This window comes from Mesorhizobium sp. CNPSo 4661 (assembly GCF_057784215.1).
On record NZ_JBWGIO010000031.1, the window covers coordinates 34,600 to 52,459 of the forward strand.

Here is a 17,860-nt window from a genome sequence, read left to right on the forward strand (position 1 = left end):
CCGTTCAAGGACCCATAGCCTGACGCGACGGGACACGCTGGCGGCGGCGCCCTATCGCGAATGACAAAGCGCCCTGCCGGCCGGGAGGGAAACCGGCAGGGCGTGCCGCTCGATCGTGACGGCAGTCTTGCCGTGGATCGTCGGCAGATTCGGCTTTCAAACCGCTCACTTGAGCTCTCTACTTATCCGCGGTCCAAGCCGCGAGCTCGCGACCGCCAGCAGGGGCTGTGTCTTCACGCGACATCAAACTTGACGCCCTGGGCGAGCGGAAGGGTACGGCCAAAATTGATCGTGTTGGTTGCTCGGCGCATGTAGGCCTTCCAAGCATCCGAGCCCGATTCGCGCCCGCCGCCAGTTTCCTTCTCGCCCCCGAACGCCCCGCCTATTTCGGCACCCGAGGGTCCAATGTTCACATTCGCGATGCCACAATCTGAACCACGGGCAGACAAGAAAGTCTCTGCCTCTCGCAGATCGTTGGTAAAGATCGACGACGAGAGCCCCTGCGGCACGTCATTGTGCAACCAGAGTGCCTCGTTAAAATCGCTGTAGCGTAGGACGTAGAGGATCGGAGCGAAAGTCTCCTTTTCAACCGTTACGGTTTGCTCCGCAACTTCAATCAGCGCCGGCCGGACATAATAGGCGTCGGTGCCGAACCCGGCCTCGACCCGCTCGCCGCCGAACACCCTACCGCCAGCCGCTCTCGCCTCCGTAAGCGCAGCCTGCTGTGCCTCAAATGCTGCCTTGTCGATCAGAGGGCCGATTAGATTGCCTGGTTCGAGCGGGTTTCCGACCGAGACGGATTCGTAAGCCTTCCTGAGCCTCGGCACGAAACTGTCATAGACGGTGTCATGCACGAAAAGTCGCCGCAGCGTGGTGCAGCGCTGTCCCGCGGTGCCCATTGCAGCGAATGCGACGCCGCGCAAGGTCAGATCGAGATCGGCGGTCGCGGTGACGATGGCAGCATTGTTTCCCCCCAGCTCCAGGATCGCTCGACCGAAGCGTGATGCGACCCGAGGTGCCACAGCGCGGCCCATTGCTGTGGAGCCGGTAGCGGAGATGAGTGGCACCTTGGGATGATCAACCAACGCCTCGCCTACGACCCGCGCCCCAATGATGACGGTCGACAATCCTTCGGGGATGCTGCCCCCGCGCTCCCGATAGCGCGCGATGGCCCGACGCAGGAGAGCCTCGGCCGCCAAGGCGGTGAGAGGGGTCTTTTCCGAAGGTTTCCAGACAACGGAGTTTCCGCACGCGATAGCCAGCGCTGCGTTCCATGACCAGACGGCCACGGGAAAGTTGAATGCGGAGATGATGCCGACGACGCCAAGGGGGTGCCAACTTTCCATCATCCGGTGCTCCTCGCGCTCCGTGGCGATGGTCAAACCGTAAAGCTGGCGCGACAGGCCGACAGCGAAGTCGCAGATGTCAATCATCTCCTGTACCTCGCCCAGGCCTTCGGACGGGATCTTGCCTACTTCGATTGAGACGAGGCGACCGAGATCGTCTTTGGCTGCCCTGAGCTCTTCGCCAAGCAGGCGGATCAACTCACCGCGCTTCGGTGCTGGCACCAGTCGCCACTCGAGGAATGCAGCATGGGCATTTTCGACAGCCACTTTGACGGCAGCGGCGTCGACGGTTGTTAACTTAGCGAGCGTCTCGCCCGTGATGGGAGACGTTACAACGAGTTCGCCGTGATGGAGCGCATCGGCATCAACACCACAGCGGCCGAGGATTCCGGTAACCTCGTCGGCGAGTGATCGGGCGCTGAACTGCGGGGGTTGGGATGTCATGGCATTTCTCCTGTTGGAATGAGTTGTCGTCACAGTCCCGCGACGGCTGCGCGATCGATTTGCCCCCGCAGCGAAACTGAACAGTCACCAGCGAGTTCCGGGGTTGCAGGCTAGTGCTCGACCGCGCCGGTGGGCGCGAGTTGCGAACACACAGCGAATGTCGCCTCACGCGACTTGCTAGATGCTGTTAGCGCTACGGCGGGCATACACTCGCGCGCGTCATAGCGCCGATTGCCAGGCGCTCGAGAGTCCGTGAAGTCTCTCAATGCCTTAGGCCGCCAAGCGATCATAGTTGCCACTCACTTGCGGCCCTGCTCAGTTGAGCTTGGGCGTCCTCGATCGACGCCTGCTGCGTCTTGGCGTAGATGTCCATTTCATTGGCGACCCTTGTGCCCAAAGCTTCCTCGAAGGCCCGGCGATTGGAGTGTTCAGCGTAGTTCTGCTGTTCGTCGGTTCCAAGGTTCGACTGGAAGATGCCAGCCGCGCTAACCGGCAGAAAGTCCTCGTAGGTGATTGGATCGAATCGTAAATAGCCATGGCTGACCAGCTGATCGAAAGGCGGCACGATTTTTTCCCGGGCCGCGGCATGCAGGCCTTGTGGCGTGGGCGAATAACGGAAATAGGCGAGCCCCTGTTCGCGCAGTGCGCTCCAACTGTCGGGAAATTCCTTAAACGTCTCTGCCAGTCGAGTCTCGTAGGTAGCGGCATTCAAGCCTGCGGCGCCAACCTGGACATTACGGCGACTTGAAGCCAGATACTTGTCATAAAGCTTGCGCCCCTTAGGCGTGAGCGCTACGCCGCGCTGCTCGATCTCGCCGAATCGAGCCGTGTGGCTACCCCCAGCAGGCCCGTAGTCTTCGGCCTTAAACTCGATCGGCTCCTCAAGGGCCTTGAAGCTGGTCTGGCGAAGCAGGATCGGGCATTTGCGACGCGGCGGACCTTCGATGACGGCCTTGGGCGTGATGCCGCGTTTGGGCATGCCAACCTGCACGGCATCAATGTCGAGCGTGCGCGGCGTCAGGTGATTGATGTGCGGTCCGCGGAAACTAACTACGTCAGCAATCAGCCGGTGCGCGGTGTGCAGCTTGTTATAGGTGGCCAACGTCACTGTAGCATCCTTGTGCCACCGGAAGGTCTCCAGAACCTCGCTTACGAACTCCTCGGCCTCCGCCTGGTCGAGGCCGCCCGCGGCCTCGAAAACCTCGACGAGTTCTAGGGCTCGCGGAGTGAAGATCTGTCGCTCTTGCAGTATGCGCGCCGCCGTTTTGCGCAGCGCCTTATCCTCGATTAGTTCGAGGCGAAGAAGCGAGGTGAAGACGCGGAACGGATTGCGCCGCAACGCCTCTTCCTCGACAGGGCGGAAGGCAGTGGAGTGCACAGGCACGCCAGCGACCGAAAGGTCATAGTAACCGACCGGATACATGCCGAGCACCGCAAAAACGCGGCGGATGGTGAAGAGTTCTTGTGGCGTGCCAAGACGTATAGCGCCGTGACGTTCGACACCGAGCCGGTGCAGCTCACCGTTGCGCCACAACGCTCGTTCCAAGTCCGGGTCATTAGACAGCGTTGCAGCGTTGACGTCGGTGACGAGATCAATGAGGGTGCCGTACTGCGGTACCTCGGCGCGGTACATCTTCGACATCGCACGCGAGAAAAGCGACCGCACGTCGTCGGCGCAGACTTTCACCGGGGACATTCTGCGTGACTTTATTTGAGCATGCGTCATCCGGACCTCCACGAATGCCGACAGGACAAAGAAGCAGCAGCCGGATACGGCTGCTTGCGTGCTCTGGATACGATTAAACCATTGTTCGACTGGCTACGATATGGATATCTATTCAGAAGTTCATTCCGAATTGGAATGAATACGAAGCGAAGCAGCGACAAGCATCTCCCGGCGGAAGGCTCTTCGCTGCTATAGCGCTGCCAACGAAAAGTTCAGAGGTCCTATTAACTGAACTGGCCGCCTGAGCAGGAGACAGCCCCGCCTTTCGCTGTTCGGAACTGGCCGGTCGCGGAAAGGACGCCGATCGACATGGGTGTGGGAAACGCCTGCTCATGCGGCAGCCGTGACGCTGTGGCCCTTCGCCGCCTCTCTCTGGCGATAGTAAACGCCGAAGCGGTTTTCCAGGAACGCGTCGAGTGCAATGTCTTCCTGGCGGATGAAGCCTTGGATCGGGATCTTGTCGCCGGCAAGCAGATCCAGAACTGCGCAGATGCTGGATGCGGTCGTGATCTGGATCGCACTTGTTGCGCGCTCGGCAATCTGCGTGCTGTAGATCTTGTTGGCGTAGGTTTCCTGGAGCAAGCGGCCGTTTCGGCGCCCGGAAACGGTTACGAAGACAATCACAACGTCCTGCAGCGTGGTCGGCAGCGAGTGTTCGAGTATATCCTTCAGGACATCGCGGCGGTATCGCAGTCCCAAGTCGTGCAAGAGCGCCTTCATGATAGCGGCATGACCGGGATAGCGTATGGTCCGGTAATTGAGCGTGTTGACTTTGCCCTTGAGGGTTTCGCAGAGCGTGCCCAGGCCGCCGGAAGTGTTGAACGCTTCGTATGTGACGCCGTCGAGCGAGAACTCTTCGCGCTCTTCCAGTGCCGGCACTTCAACGAGTTCGCCGTTGACGACGGCCTCGCAGGGCTGGATGTACTCGTTGATGACCCCGTCAGTGCTCCAGGTGAGGTTGTAGTTCAGGGCGTTGCTCGGGAACTGCGGGAGTGCACCGACGCGCAGCCGTACGCTATCGAGGCTGTCAAACTTGCCTGCAAGATCGTTCGCCACGATGGAGATGAAACCTGGCGCTAGACCGCATTGTGGAATGAATGCGGTCTTGGCTGTTTTGGCGATCTGTTTAACCTGCCGAGTGGATTCAACGTCCTCGGTGAGGTCGAGATAATGCACCCCGGCTTTGGCAGCGGCGGTGGCGATCGCTACGGTCAACTGGAAAGGCGCCGCGCTGAGAACGGCGAATTTGCCGGAAAGTTGCGCAGTTAAGGCCTCTTCGTCGCTGATATCGAGGTATGCCGTCGAAAGCGCGGGACCACTTTCAATGTCGGCCAGTTGCTCGGCACTGCGGTCGACAACCGTAACCTGATAGTCGCCGGTGTCCGCGAGCAACCGAGCGATCGTTGAGCCGATCTTTCCTGATCCGATTATGACCACGTCTTTCATTATTATTCTCCTTCAGCGAACGATCCACGTTCTCACGCTCTCACGTTATCTGGTTGATTTGCAGCGTTAAATTTTATAAAATTTCTAGACCTATTGATCATATCGCAGGGCATAACTTAGCGGAATGCAGGTTTCGGCAAAAGATCGCCAACTTCTGATGCTGCTTGCGGAAGACGCGCGCACGCCTATCTCAGTGCTCGCGCGCAGGTTGGGGTTGTCGCGCACAACCGTTCAGGCGCGGGTTGACCGTCTTGAGCAAGAGGGGGTCATCGCGGGATATGGCTTAAGGCTCACAGATGCTTATGAGCACGGCCTTGTTCGGGCCCATGTTATGATCGTCCTCAGGTCCAAGGCGCTTGGCGCGGTCGTCCGAGCGCTTCGTGCCTTGCCGGAAGTCATGTCGGTTCATTCTGTCAGCGGAGCCTTCGACCTAATCGTCGATGTAGCTGCGTCATCGATCAGCGAACTTGATAGGATAATTGACGTGATTGGCGAGGTCGATGGTGTCGAGAAAACGCAATCGTCGGTCATCCTGTCGACGCGATTCCAACGATAGAAGCGGCGGCATCGCGGACCATCTGCAGCAGTAGCCTTGGCAGATGCCGGTTGATATGAACCGGCCGACCATAATAGTTAGGAAGCATGAGTTCCGCTCATGGGAGGTGCTAGGCCTATGCATTCGGTTGGTCACCACAATCTGCCGTCCTATGCCCTGTTGCGGAGCTTTGAATCTGCTGCGCGGCACGACAGTTTTACTCAGGCAGCCGAGGAGCTTCATCTCACGCAAAGCGCCATTAGCAGGCAAGTAAAGGAGCTTGAGGAGATGATCGGTACGACGTTGTTCCGACGTGTGGGACGCCGGGTGGTGCTAACCGAGGCCGGCAGGCGGTTTGCTGCTGATCTAGCGATCGATCTCGGAAATCTCAAGCAGTCGGTGGTGCGGGCCATTGCCGCCGGAGAGCGAAACCTAGCACTGCGTGTCGGCATCCTGCCAACCTTTGGCAGCCGTTGGCTGATCCCACGGTTGCCAACGTTCCTTACCAATCATCCCAATATCGAAATCAGGCTGGAGACTCGGACTGTCCCGTTCGATCTCTCTCGGGAACGCTTTGACGTGGCGATCCACTTCGGAAAGGCGGATTGGCCGGATGCCCGCATGACGAAATTGTTCGATGAGGAGATGCTGCCGGTCGCCTCCCCCAGATTTCGCGATGCGCACGCGTTGACTGAGCCCGCTCGCCTGCTAGAGGCTCCGCTCTTACATCTCATTACCCGCGAAAGCGCCTGGATAGATTGGTTCGCGTTAAACGGAATAAGCGACAAGCGGCTGCTGAGCGGCCGGCATTTCGATCAGTTTTCGATGATTATTTCGGCAGCCGTATGCTCAATTGGCGCCGCCCTTCTGCCAAAATATCTGATCGAAACGGAGCTTGAGAGTGAAGTTTTGGTGCCTCTTAGCGAGACATCTCTGAAGACCCATAACAGCTACTTCGTGGTAAGCCCAGCTGGCGACGTTAATCCGCAGGTGAATGCTTTTACGCGGTGGCTGACATCCGCCGCTCGGCGCCCCGCCGTCCCCATTTCGTCGCCGTAGTGCACCCTCACCTTGGCGTCCCAGAGCCGAGTTGCAGGTCAAAACTGGCAGACAGGACCCGCGGCAGGTGGACCGCGTGACCATTGAGATAGACAACTCCATACCGACCTCAGGCTTTCAAGTTCCGCAGCTATTCCCCACGCCACGCGACGCGCTCCGGGCGGCGTGTCCAGGCGTAAGGGTGCTCGCCCATAAACGGGCATTGCTCGGCAGGAGGCCAAAATGATCTTTGAAGGTCTTTGAAAAATGTGAAGAAGAAACGTAGCCGCAGGCGATAGCCACTTCAATGACCGACATACTCGTCGTTTCCAGAAGCTGTCGCGCTTGTCTAAGCCTCACGGTGGAGTAATACTGCATCGGGGTTGACTTGAGATGTTTGATGAAGAGACGCTCGATCTGGCGACGCGACAGCGCTACCGTACGTGCAATCTTGTCGAGTGGTAGCGGATTCTCCGAGTTTCCTTCCATCAGCTTTATTACACGAATAAGCTTCTCTGCCGTGCCGGTGTAGCGGATCCCAGCCGGCAAGGACTGGCAGTGGGTCCCCGTGCGGAATCTGTCCGCATTCAGCTGGGAGCAGATGCGCCGCGCCAAATCCTCGCCGTGCCGAAAGGAAATCAAATCAGCCGCCAGGTCGAATGATGCGTATTCCCCGGCGCATGTGATGATCGAGCCCTCCTGTACAAAGAGACAATCTTCTACGACGAGCTCAGGGTATTTCTCTGCGAGAGCTCTTAGTTTCGACCAATGGATTGTACAATGCATTCCGGAATGCAAGATACCAGCATCTGCAAACAGCCATGGAGCGGTTCCAATCCCAACGATTGGCAGCTTATGGCGGCTCTTCGTGCGCAAAAGCGTTAAGAGTACGGATGTCTTGTGTTCTTCTATGCGATCGCCGCCTATGATGACAAAGGGTGATTTATCGTCGTCCTGTCTGTAGGAGTCTATGTCAGTTTCAGGCGCGATGCTGATACCACTTGAACTAACAACCGCCCTTTTGTCTGGCCCGACTAGACGCCAACTGAACAGACTTTCGCCGGCGCTCCAGTTGGCTTGGTAAAACGGTTCTAAAAATGAAGAGAGGCTGAGCGAGGAAAATCCCGGCAGAAGAAGCAGGTTAAGCTTCAAGGAGTTGTCCTGCGGGGCTCTCCCGCCTTCATTTGGTCCCGGAAAGAAGGAACATGTTGTCACGGCTCCGGCCATGGTCACGCTACCAATCGCCTTCCCGGCTGACACCCGCGGTCGGTTCGCGCTTTCAGATCGCGCAACGTTTCAAGCTCGGCGTCAGTGGGTGGCGGCGTCTCTTCGAGGCGATCAGCGAATTTCACTCGCCAGCCGCAGGTTGCCTGGACGGCACTTGGTGTAACGCCCGGATGAAGCGACACCGCCGTGAACTCCTTTGTTTCAGGGTTCGGCTTCCACACGGCTAGGTCAGTGACAAGCAGGGTCGGGCCCTTGGTCCTGATGTCGAGCTTCGCCCGCGCTTCACCGCCGTCGCCGTGACCGAAGGAGGTGAAGAAATCGATCTTCTCAACCATACCCCGCAGCGACTGCTTCATTGTGATGAAGATCTCACCGCAAGAGGCCGCGATCTCTGGCGCTTCGCCGCCTCCCGGAAGCCGTGTCTTCGGATGGTGATACCCGCCGATGACTGTGGTGTTGATATTGCCGTAGCGGTCGAGCTGGGCGGCGCCGAGGAAGCCGACTGTAATGCGGCCGCCCTGCCAGTAACGAAACATCTCTGGCACCGAGACGGTTGTCACGGCCGTCTCGCAGAGTTCCCCATCGCCGATCGACAAGGGAAGCACCTTTGGGGCGGCGCCGATCGTGCCGCTCTCATATATGAGCGTGATCCCTGGCGCGTGCGTCAGTCGCGCCACGTTGCAGGCCGAAGATGGCGCGCCGATGCCGACGAAGCAGACATCGTCGCTTGTCAGCACCCGCGCGGCGGCAACCGTCATCATTTCTTCCGGCGTGAAGGCGAGCCCGCTCATGCCGCCCTCCGCAAATGGCCGACGCGGCTCGCGAAATCTTCAGGCTTCGCGTCGAGCACGTTTGTCTCCATCCATGCGCGGAAGGCCTCACGGCCAGCGGCGATGCGGTCCCATTCGAGATAGGCCGCATTGTCGCGCGCATAATAGCCACTTGCATATGAGGGATGCGCGCCGCCAGGCACGACAGCTATCGCTCTGATCGTCCACTGAGGCAGAACGCAGCAATTGGGGTGCACGTCGGCGAAGTCCTCGACGACTTCCACCACCGTCACCACCGCGCGCCTGGCAGCCAACACTGCCTCTTTCTGAATGCCGATGATACCCTCGATAAACACGTCGCCTTTGCGGTTCGCCTTCTGTTTGTGGATGAAGGTGACGTCGGGCCTGAGTGCCGGCACGGCAGCGAGCGTCTCGCCGGTGAATGGGCAGCTGACCGATCTGATGTTCGGATTGACATCGGGCAGTCCTGCACCACGATAGCCGCGCAACACGGCAAACGGCAGCCCGGCCGCTCCCGCCTCGTAGGCGTTCGCCATACCGGCATGGCTGTGCTCCTCGATCTCAACGGGGCGCGGGTAGCAATTTTCGATCGCGTCGCGGCAGCGTCGCAAGAGCCCGACGCCGGGATTGCCGAGATAGGAGAAGATGAGCTTCTTCGCTATCCCCATTCCGACCATCTGGTCGTAGACCAGGTCCGGCGTCATGCGGATCAGGGTCAGTTTCCGCCGCCCCTGCCGGATCGCCTCGTGTGCGGCGGCGTAGGGGATGAGATGCGTGAATCCTTCGAACGCCACGCTGTCGCCATCAAAAAGGTTCTCCGCTAAGGCTTCGGCTAGGGAGCAGAACTTCACCACGATTGTGGGCTCCACGTTTAACTTGGTCGCTCGGCTGGATATGGCTGCGAGGGGCTGGTTACAGGTACGGTTTCATCTTGCGCAAAGCTGCGAGAACCACAGCCGTCATGTCATCGATGTCCTGCTCCGACATGGCCGTGGACAGAAAGCCGGTGCCGGTTTCGACCATGAGCAGGCCGCCGTCGAAAAGGTGCCCGACGAAAGCCGAAAGAAGTGCAGCTTTCTCCGATGACAGGTAAGCCTGCCGGTAGTTCTCCGGCGCATCCGCGGACAGGTGGATTCGAAACATAGACCCCCGGCCGGTAACGCAAACGGGCACGTCCGCTGTTTTGATCGCTTCGCCGATTAAGCCCCGCGCGCGCTCGCCAAGTGCATTGAGCCTGTCAACAGCTTCCCGGTCGTACAGCTTCATCGCCGTATGGCCGGCGATCATCGTGATTGGGTTTGCCGAAAAAGTGCCAGAAAGCGGGAAAGGCGCCGGCCCGTTTAGGGGGTTCAAGACCTCCATCACGTCCGCGCGTCCGGCAATGCCCCCGACGGGAAAGCCGCCCCCTATCATCTTGCCCAAGGCGGTGATGTCCGGCTGGACATCATACCATTGCTGCGCCCCTCCAAATTTGGACCGGAACGTGATCACTTCGTCGAAGATCAGAAGCGCCCCGTTCTGTTCGGTCCAGCGTCTCAGAGCCTGAATGAAATCTTCCGCCGCAGGAATCACGCCTATACGATGAGGAAGCACATCGATAAGCACGCACGCCAATTGCTCGCGGTGTTCGTCGAGTATCTTGAGCGCCCTTTGCACGTCATTGAACGGGATAACAACGACATCGTCGAGCACGCGCTGAGGCGTTCCGCGCGATACAGCAACACTGGACGGGTGCTCTGGCTGTCCCCAATTGTCCGGCTTGGCCGTCTGGCTTGCCTCGGCGTAGTCATAGAGGCCGTGATACGCCCCTTCGACCTTTGCGATCTTGGGCCGCCGGGTGAATGCCCGGGCAGCCTTGAGGCTCGCCATGACCGCCTCGGTTCCCGAATTGACGAAGCGGATTCGCTCAAAGGCAGGATTGCGGCTGCGAATATACTCGGCATAATCGATCTCGACTTCGGTGCCGAGCGTAAACGCGGTTCCTTTCTGCAGCTGTTCGCTGACAGCAGCAACGATTGCCGGATGTGCATGCCCGTGAATCAGCGAGGCAATATTATTCGCGAAGTCGGTGCGACGGACGCCCTCCACATCATAGACGTAACACCCCTGCCCCCTTTCGGCGTAGATCGGATGCGGCTTGCGCAAAATCGTGTTTCGGCTGCATCCGCCCGGCAAAATGGACTTGGCGCGCTCAAACAGGGCTGCGCTTTTTGAAATATTCGTATGCAAATTCGAATCCACACGGCATCTCCCGATAGCAGCTAGCGTTCCAAGTGGCTGAACTTGCCTCGCACCCCATCCCAGGCCGCTGCGTCGGCAAGTGGTTCCTTGGAATCAGTTATGTTGGGCCACATTCGTGAAAGCTCTTCGTTCAGCTCCAGAAAGTGCTTCATATCCGCCGGCAGGTCCGTATCGCGGTAGATCGCCTTTGCCGGACACACTGGTGTACACGCATCGCAATCAATGCATTCTTCAGGGTGTATAACGAGAAAGTTCGGGCCCTCGTAAAAGCAATCGACGGGGCACACATCGACGCAGTCGGTAAATTTGCACTTGATACAGTTCTCGGTGACGACATAGGTCATGTCTGGTCCCCATCCGTAGGAAACACCGGATATCTTTTTCTATGCAGCTACTCCGCTGCCTGCAGGAATGCGGGGTTGATCCCATACATGGAATAGAGGCCGGCCTCGTCGAAGATGACGCGATCATCATACCCGCTAAACCAGATAGCGTCCGGGTTTCGGCCGACGATGGTCACCTTGCATCGATCGCCTGCATCAGCGGCTGAACGCAACAGCTTGAAGATCACGACGCCTTTTTCACCACCCGGGACGCCCGGCACGGGCTCGTTGGTGACCGCAGCGACTTCTGTCTTGCCCTTGTAGTGTGTGATCGAAAGCCGCGCATGGGCCTCGACGCCCGACAGGCCCTTTTGCGACTCGTTCAGGATTTGCCAGGCCCGCTCGATCGGGACATTGAAAGCCTTGTGTCCGACAATGTCGCGGCCGCAAAAGAAGTAGTGATTGTTGATGCCGTTTCGGAGCATCTCGCGTTGCATGATCCGCAGCGCCTCGGCGTCGTCGTTAATATCGCGAATGATCGGCGACTGATTGTGGATTGTAATCCACTCACGCCGAGCGAGTTCCTTTACCGCAACCCGAGTTTCGGGGATCCATTGCAGGCCACCGCCCTGATTGTCGACATAGCCGCCATCCGGTGTCTTGCGGAGAAATTCGTCGGGATGGTTAAAGTGCACCATCATCCGCAGGCTGACCTCCGGATAGACCTCGTGGAATGCGTCGAGCATGGCAAAGAAAGTCTGGTCGAACCGTTGAGGATGAAACGCCAGCTCCTTAGTCCCGATGCGGATATTCTCGACGCCGGCTTCCGCGAGCCCGGCCAGCCAGGCAGCGATATTCTTGTTTCCCAGAACCATGGGATCGCCACCTGACATCAGGATCTCGCGAAGCTTCTCACGGCCGGTTTCCGGATGGCGGCCGCCATTCGCGGCCACCGCCCTGTTGTGCTCGCCAATGTATTCGACAATCTCGCCGAGCTGCGCCAAGCCTTTTGGAGCAACTGTCCCGTCCTCACGGGTGATCTCCTTGCGGCCGATCAGTTCCTCGCGGTAGCAGAAGCGACAGTGGGCGGAGCAGGTCGACGCCACGTAGAGCAGACCAAGCTCGTATTTATGGATCAGCCCTTCACGCGGGCTGTATGTCATTTGCTTGCCCGGATCTTCGGCACCGTCGAGATCGTAGGTTTCTTTGGGGCTGGCCTTCACCAGCGTTTGCATGGGGCGGCTGTATTGCGCCTGTTCGTAGTAATGGCGCGTGATCTTGATCGGCATCCGGGCCTCAAGATCCTTTGTGGTGCCTTTCAGCTCAAGGATCCGGTCCAGTTCTTCCTGCGAGTAGAAACCCCGCATGTCCTGAGCCACGTCGCCGCTGGCAAACTTGGCTATGCCGGTGATGATCTGTCGGTCATATTTGCCGTTGGCGACTCTGCCCAGAAACGCCTGCTCGCGCTGCGTGGGCTGGTATTTTTCGATGGTGTTCACAGCACGAACCTCCAGGTTGCAATATTCGATGCGTCGCGGACGGCCGCTGCGTCACGATCTCGCCAACGTCCTGATTTCATTGTTCATTGTCGGTTGCTGTGTCTTGGCTTACAAGCGCATATTGCTCACCAGTCCATGACCCCAGATCATGAGGAAGCTTAGACCAAGCCCGGCGTTGGCAGTTGTCGTGGTGACCACGTAGTGGTCCTTGGCCAGTCGAGCGCAGGTGCCGTCGTCATAGGCAAAGCCGTCTTCGCGCAGCGTCAGCCCATAGCAGACCCGACCGACCTTTAGCGTGTCCATGACGTTGCTGCAGAGCCGGTTAAGAAATTCGCCTGCGTCGGCACCTTGCACGTCAACCTTGCCGAAGGTCGAGACATCGCACAGGCCCACGGCGCAACGCACTGCCTCGGTCTCACGATCAACGCTCTGGCGCCAATGCTTTTCGCCCTGGCGGGGAACTATTCGGCTCGCATCCACTGGCCGGTCTCCGACGAAAACGACACCTTGCGCTTCAGCCCAGCCGTGTGTCGGTGTCAGGCGGTGCGCGCGAAAATGCAGCCCCGTATCGCCGCGGCCCAGCACGGAGATCGTCACCGGGGTGTAGGGCGGGCGGAAAATCGTCGCTCCAGTTTCCGGGATCGATTTCCCGGTCAGTTCCGCCATCACCGCCAGCCCGGTCACGTACGCGGTTTTGCCTTGGTCCGTCGCCATTCCCAGTGTCGTATAGCGTTTCAAATGCTCTACCGGACGGACCAGCTTGATATCCTTCAGCGTCACGTCGTTGTGGAATCGACCCAGGCGCGCTCCTTGCCAGTACATGGAGAATGGGCGCGACGTCGTAGCCCGACTCCTCCGACCCCGGCGGCACTGGCAGTGCTGCCGTAATTGCGAGATCTTCAGCGCGCGCAGAGCCACCTCGGCGTCCGAGCGAAGTGTCTGGGTGGGCGAGAAAATAGCCCGCGGCCGCACCCACCGGAAGCAGCACGGCGGGACCATCGGCGCCCAGCAGGAACGCCTGCAAGGGTGCATCCCAAACGGGCCTGCCGCGATGATGGGAGGTCAGACGCACATTCGGGGTCCAGCCGCCCGAAACACCGAGTGAACCGCACTCGATCCATTCCTGCGGCCGTTCGCGGAAACCTCGATGGCTGTCAGGCCCAGCAGCCCGCGCGAACCGATCACCATGCCACTCGCGATCACGCTATAATCGGCGAAGGCTCTGGCCTCGCGACGCGCGTCGACAACGGCCGCAACATGGACGCCCTTGCCGGCGAGGTCGCTGGCAGTGCGATGACCGTCATCATTGTTGGTGAAGACCGCGATCGTCTTGGAAGGGCACGCCGCCCAGCGATTAGCATAAGCCGCAACGCGTCCGCCAACATGATCCCCGGTCGGTCATTATCGGCAAAGGCGATGGGTCGTTCTGCGGCACCCGCCGCCAATATCGCGCGTTGGACGTGATGCGCCACAGCGTCTGACGGACCCTGCCCCAGCAGGCGGATCAGCTCACCGCGCTTTGACGCAAGTCTCGATCGCCATTCGAGAAATGCCAAACGGGTTTCAATCGCTTCCTCGACGGCTGCCGTATCGGCTGTCTTCGTGGGCTCCACGCATCGTTTTCATAATTTGGTCGGCTAAAAACCGTTATCCTGTCGACAGAGATCATGCCAAAAGGTACACTGCGGATGCGGTATTGATTTAATTTCGATATGCTAGGGACCATCGTGCGGATTAATCAGCGCCAGATGGAGATATTCAATGCTATCATGGTCTATAAGAGCGTGACAGCAGCCGCAACCTCTCTGAGGACATCCCAGCCTACTGTGAGCCGCGAGTTGCGGGACCTTGAAAGGCAGATCGGATTTGACCTTTTCAATCGATTTGGCAAACGACTGACGCCAACGAATCAGGCGCAACTGCTTCATTCGGTGGTCGCTCGCTCGTTTGTGGGAATGGAGGAAATCAGTCGCGTGGCGATCGCGATAAGGGGGCATGACGGTGCCTATCTGAGGATAGCCTGTATCCCGGCTTACGCAGAGGCACTTATGCCCGTCGTGGCCAGGCGGTTTCTCGATAGTCGTCCGCGGGTCCTTCTTTCCGTTCACTCGCTCGAAGAAGTTCCACTTCGACACGACCTCACCACTCAAATGTTTGACGTCGGATTGACCGAGGGGAGCTATGATCACGACGAAACGACGACCGATAAAATTGACGCCGGCGAATTGTTGTGCGTGCTTCCAGCAGGGCATCGTTTGGTAGAAAAAAAAATTATTCAACCGAGGGATTTTGAAGGGGTGGAGTTCGTGTACTTCTCGCAAGAAGATCCCTATCGCCGCAAGCTCGATGACATTTTCGATGCTGAAGGAATTTCGCGACGTTTTTCGGTAGAAACAACAACCGCAACAGGCGTCTGCTCGATGGTTGCGGCTGGAGTAGGCGTATCGATCGTCAACCCTTTTACGGCGGCTCACTACTGCAAAAAAGGTGTCGTACTGAGAAGGCTAAGCGTGCGCGTACCGTACCAAGTTTCACTCTGGAGGCCAGCGGAAGGGCTTCGATCTACCCACGCCGACCTATTCGTCAAAGTGCTTCACGAAGTAACGGCAACCGTGAAGCAGCAATTGAAAGCACATCTGGGAGAATGAGGTTGGATGGATCCGCATTGCTCAATGGCATAACACGTATCCTATTCCGCCTTCGCGACGTTTCTCAGTCCTAAAAGGGCGCCAAAGCGAGGCCGTTTGCTCGGTAAGCCGCTATTCTACATCAACGTGGCGATCGTCTTCGGGCAGACTCCACCGGGAACCGGCGTGATCGCTGCGGCGACTTCGGAAGCTTCACCATAGCGACATCGCCCACCAGTCGGCTCCTGCCTTCGCCTCGTTCCGGTACTGGAATGCGGTTGATGCCGACATCGATCACCGTAGCACCGGGATTCACGCGATCCGCCCTCACCATTTCCGGTCGGCCGACGGCCGCCACCAGGATATCGGCATTGCGGACAACCTTGGCCAAGTCCTTCGTCCGTGAATGCGCCGCGTCACCGATCGCGTTGGCATGAACCAGCAATTGCGCCATCGGCGTGCCGAACCGGTTGGAGCGGCCGATTAGAACGGCATTGAGCCCGACAAGTCCTTGACGTGAATGGCACGAACCAAGAGCATGGCGCCGGCTGCGTGCAGGAAATCAGCCCGGTCGCGAGATCCCCAGTCGCCAGCTTGCCGGCATTGACGACGTGCAGGCCGTCGACATCCTTTGTTCGGTCGGATCGACTGAATTATCGAATCCGGGTCGAGACGTTTCGGCAATGGCGGCTGCACAAGGATGCCATGCACATCGGTATCCTCGTTCAGCAATTGGACGAGTTTTGCCAACTCGTCCTGTGTTGTTTCGGCAGGCAAGGTGTGTTGAATGGAATCAAAGCCGCGTTCCCTAGCCATGCGGCTCTTCGCGCCGACATGGGTGTGGCCGGCCGGATCATCGCCGACGATGGCAACTGCGAGTCCGGTTTTCAAACCCGTTTCGGTTTCAAGTGCTGACGCAGCGGCCTTCACAACCTCCATCAACGTGGCCCCCCGCTTGTCTCCCGTCGATTACAATCGCGTTTGTCATTCTCAACCCATGCGCTCGGAAGCGTAAGAACCCGGGCTTGCCGGGAAGACCACGGTGCGGTTGCCGTCGATGAAGGTACGACGGTGGATGTGGGCATGGACTGCACGCGCCAGCACCTGGCTTTCGACGTCGCGGCCGATAGCGACATAGTCCTCCGCCGACTGCGCATGGGTGACGCGAGCAATGTCCTGCTCAATGATCGGACCTTCGTCGAGGTCGGCGGTGACGTAGTGCGCGGTCGCGCCGATCAGCTTGACGCCGCGCTCATAGGCCTGCTTGTAAGGGTTTGCGCCCTTGAAGCTTGGCAGGAAGGAATGATGGATGTTGATGATCTGGCCGGACATACGTTTGCATAATTGATCCGAAAGGACCTGCATATAGCGAGCAAGCACTATCAGCTCGGTACCGGTCTGCTCCACCAATTCCATCAGTTGGGCTTCGGCCTTTGGCTTGTTGTCCTTCGTCACCTTAATGTGGTGAAACGGAATGTCGTGGTTCACGACCACCTTCTGGTAGTCGAAATGGTTGGACACGACGCCGACAATGTCGATCGACAGCGCACCGATATTCCACCTATAGAGCAAATCATTAAGGCAGTGGCCAAAGCGGGAGACCATCAACAGCACTTTCATGCGTCTATTCGCATCCTGAATTTGAAGCTGCATTTTAAAATCGGAAACGATTGGCTTGAAGCCTTCCATGAGCTTAGCATGATCAGCACCTTCTTCAGAAATGAAGCTGACGCGCATGAAAAACATGCCTGTATCGAGATCATCGAATTGCGAACTATCTACAATATTGCAGCCCTGGGTGGCCAAGAGATTGGAGATCGCCGCTACAATCCCGCGTCTGGATTTGCATGAGACGGTGATCACATACTGTTTCATTTTTTCTACATCCGCTTTGACTAGTTGCAGCGCGCGTCGCCGGCGAAGATGTCAAGGGCGCGATGTTCATCGACCTCTCGATGCCCGGCAGATTTTGTGGAGGATGTGCCGCCCTCGTAGCTGCGGCACGAAAACCAAGGTCTTAAATGCCTAGTTAAACTGGATACAATGGAAACTTCGCCGCCATTGACGACACCTTCTCAACGATGTTGGCATCGGGTTTCAGGTCCTTGCCGGGATCCGCTGCGACTTGATCCAGCACATCGGCAATCATTCGTGCTAGTTCAGACGCTTCGGTCTCGCCCATTCCACGAGCCACAATCGCTGACGTGCCCATTCTAAGACCGGACGTGACGTTGGGCGACTCCTTGTCGTTTGGCACAAGGTTGCGATTGGCCGTTATTCCATGTTCTTCCAAAGCTTTCTGTGCGGTATCGCCAGTAATACCTCGGGTGCGGAGGTCGACCATGGTGAACGGGGTATCGGTGCCACCAGTCACAATTTTGTATCCGCGCGCTTCCAATTCCCGCGCCAAGGTTCGTGCGCACTTGAGCACTGAACTTGCGTATTCAATAAACTCTGGCTTCAAAGCTTCTCCAAAACAAACAGCTTTAGCCGCCATAACGTTCGGGTGCGGCCCGCCTTGGATACCGGGAAACACTGCTGAATCGATCTTCCGACCCATGGCGGTATCGCGGCAGACAATGAGACCTCCGCGAGGGCCGCGTAGATTTTTGTTAGT

General features: G+C 58.3%; 15 protein-coding genes and 1 pseudogene. 3 read left to right on the top strand and 13 right to left on the bottom strand.

The annotated features are described in order from the left end of the window. Nucleotides 1–233 precede the first annotated feature (233 nt). From amaB to AC0YKC_RS30955, 3 genes are all read right to left on the bottom strand, one after another. On the bottom strand, nt 234–1,790 hold the full coding sequence (gene amaB, locus AC0YKC_RS30945) for an L-piperidine-6-carboxylate dehydrogenase (RefSeq protein WP_488513789.1): 1,557 nt from the start codon (nt 1,788–1,790) through the stop codon (nt 234–236). 286 nt (nt 1,791–2,076) lie between these two features. Beyond that, nucleotides 2,077–3,486 carry a 2-oxoadipate dioxygenase/decarboxylase HglS gene (hglS, locus tag AC0YKC_RS30950; protein WP_488513805.1) on the bottom strand — a complete coding sequence of 470 codons (1,410 nt, stop codon included), beginning with the start codon at nt 3,484–3,486 and terminating at the stop codon, nt 2,077–2,079. A 360-nt stretch (nt 3,487–3,846) separates the two neighbouring features. After that, nucleotides 3,847–4,962 (bottom strand): saccharopine dehydrogenase family protein, encoded by a 1,116-nt coding sequence (locus AC0YKC_RS30955; protein ID WP_488513790.1) that lies wholly within the window; start codon nt 4,960–4,962, stop codon nt 3,847–3,849. Between the two features lie 124 nt (nt 4,963–5,086). Between AC0YKC_RS30955 and AC0YKC_RS30960 the strand changes: the two genes are divergently transcribed. Beyond that, nucleotides 5,087–5,518, top strand: a complete 432-nt coding sequence (locus AC0YKC_RS30960) for an Lrp/AsnC family transcriptional regulator (protein WP_488513791.1) — start codon at nt 5,087–5,089, stop codon at nt 5,516–5,518. A 117-nt stretch (nt 5,519–5,635) separates the two neighbouring features. Further along, nucleotides 5,636–6,556 carry a LysR substrate-binding domain-containing protein gene (locus AC0YKC_RS30965; protein ID WP_488513792.1) on the top strand — a complete coding sequence of 307 codons (921 nt, stop codon included), beginning with the start codon at nt 5,636–5,638 and terminating at the stop codon, nt 6,554–6,556. Between the two features lie 117 nt (nt 6,557–6,673). Here the strand turns inward: AC0YKC_RS30965 and AC0YKC_RS30970 are convergent, their stop codons facing one another. From AC0YKC_RS30970 to AC0YKC_RS31000, 7 genes are all read right to left on the bottom strand, one after another. After that, nucleotides 6,674–7,687, bottom strand: coding sequence for a GlxA family transcriptional regulator (locus AC0YKC_RS30970; RefSeq protein WP_488513793.1), 1,014 nt, complete (start codon nt 7,685–7,687; stop codon nt 6,674–6,676). Between the two features lie 77 nt (nt 7,688–7,764). Beyond that, on the bottom strand, nt 7,765–8,553 hold the full coding sequence (locus AC0YKC_RS30975) for a CoA-transferase subunit beta (RefSeq protein ID WP_488513794.1): 789 nt from the start codon (nt 8,551–8,553) through the stop codon (nt 7,765–7,767). Next, complete coding sequence (locus AC0YKC_RS30980; RefSeq protein WP_488513795.1) at nt 8,550–9,407, bottom strand: CoA transferase subunit A; 858 nt, start codon at nt 9,405–9,407, stop codon at nt 8,550–8,552. Before AC0YKC_RS30980 ends, AC0YKC_RS30975 begins: the two co-directional genes overlap by 4 nt. Before the next feature lie 58 nt (nt 9,408–9,465). Then, nucleotides 9,466–10,794: an aspartate aminotransferase family protein gene (locus AC0YKC_RS30985; RefSeq protein WP_488513796.1), complete on the bottom strand. Its 1,329-nt coding sequence runs from the start codon at nt 10,792–10,794 to the stop codon at nt 9,466–9,468. 20 nt (nt 10,795–10,814) lie between these two features. Further along, on the bottom strand, nt 10,815–11,138 hold the full coding sequence (gene fdxA / locus AC0YKC_RS30990; RefSeq protein WP_488513797.1) for a ferredoxin FdxA: 324 nt from the start codon (nt 11,136–11,138) through the stop codon (nt 10,815–10,817). Between the two features lie 47 nt (nt 11,139–11,185). Next, complete coding sequence (locus AC0YKC_RS30995) at nt 11,186–12,616, bottom strand: KamA family radical SAM protein (protein ID WP_488513798.1); 1,431 nt, start codon at nt 12,614–12,616, stop codon at nt 11,186–11,188. A gap of 108 nt (nt 12,617–12,724) precedes the next feature. Continuing rightward, nucleotides 12,725–13,396: a hypothetical protein gene (locus AC0YKC_RS31000; protein ID WP_488513799.1), complete on the bottom strand. Its 672-nt coding sequence runs from the start codon at nt 13,394–13,396 to the stop codon at nt 12,725–12,727. Between the two features lie 932 nt (nt 13,397–14,328). Between AC0YKC_RS31000 and AC0YKC_RS31005 the strand changes: the two genes are divergently transcribed. Next, entirely contained in the window at nt 14,329–15,264 is a 936-nt protein-coding gene (locus AC0YKC_RS31005) for a LysR family transcriptional regulator (RefSeq protein WP_488513800.1), read from the top strand. Between the two features lie 70 nt (nt 15,265–15,334). Here the strand turns inward: AC0YKC_RS31005 and AC0YKC_RS31010 are convergent. The 3 genes and pseudogenes from AC0YKC_RS31010 to AC0YKC_RS31020 form a co-directional block, all read right to left on the bottom strand. After that, nucleotides 15,335–16,182 (bottom strand): annotated as a pseudogene (locus tag AC0YKC_RS31010) (tetrahydrofolate dehydrogenase/cyclohydrolase catalytic domain-containing protein). A 51-nt stretch (nt 16,183–16,233) separates the two neighbouring features. Continuing rightward, nucleotides 16,234–17,118: a formyltetrahydrofolate deformylase gene (gene purU / locus AC0YKC_RS31015; protein WP_488513801.1), complete on the bottom strand. Its 885-nt coding sequence runs from the start codon at nt 17,116–17,118 to the stop codon at nt 16,234–16,236. Between the two features lie 154 nt (nt 17,119–17,272). Continuing rightward, nucleotides 17,273–17,860: PLP-dependent aminotransferase family protein (locus AC0YKC_RS31020; protein WP_488513802.1), on the bottom strand; the 588-nt coding region annotated here is incomplete at its 5' end.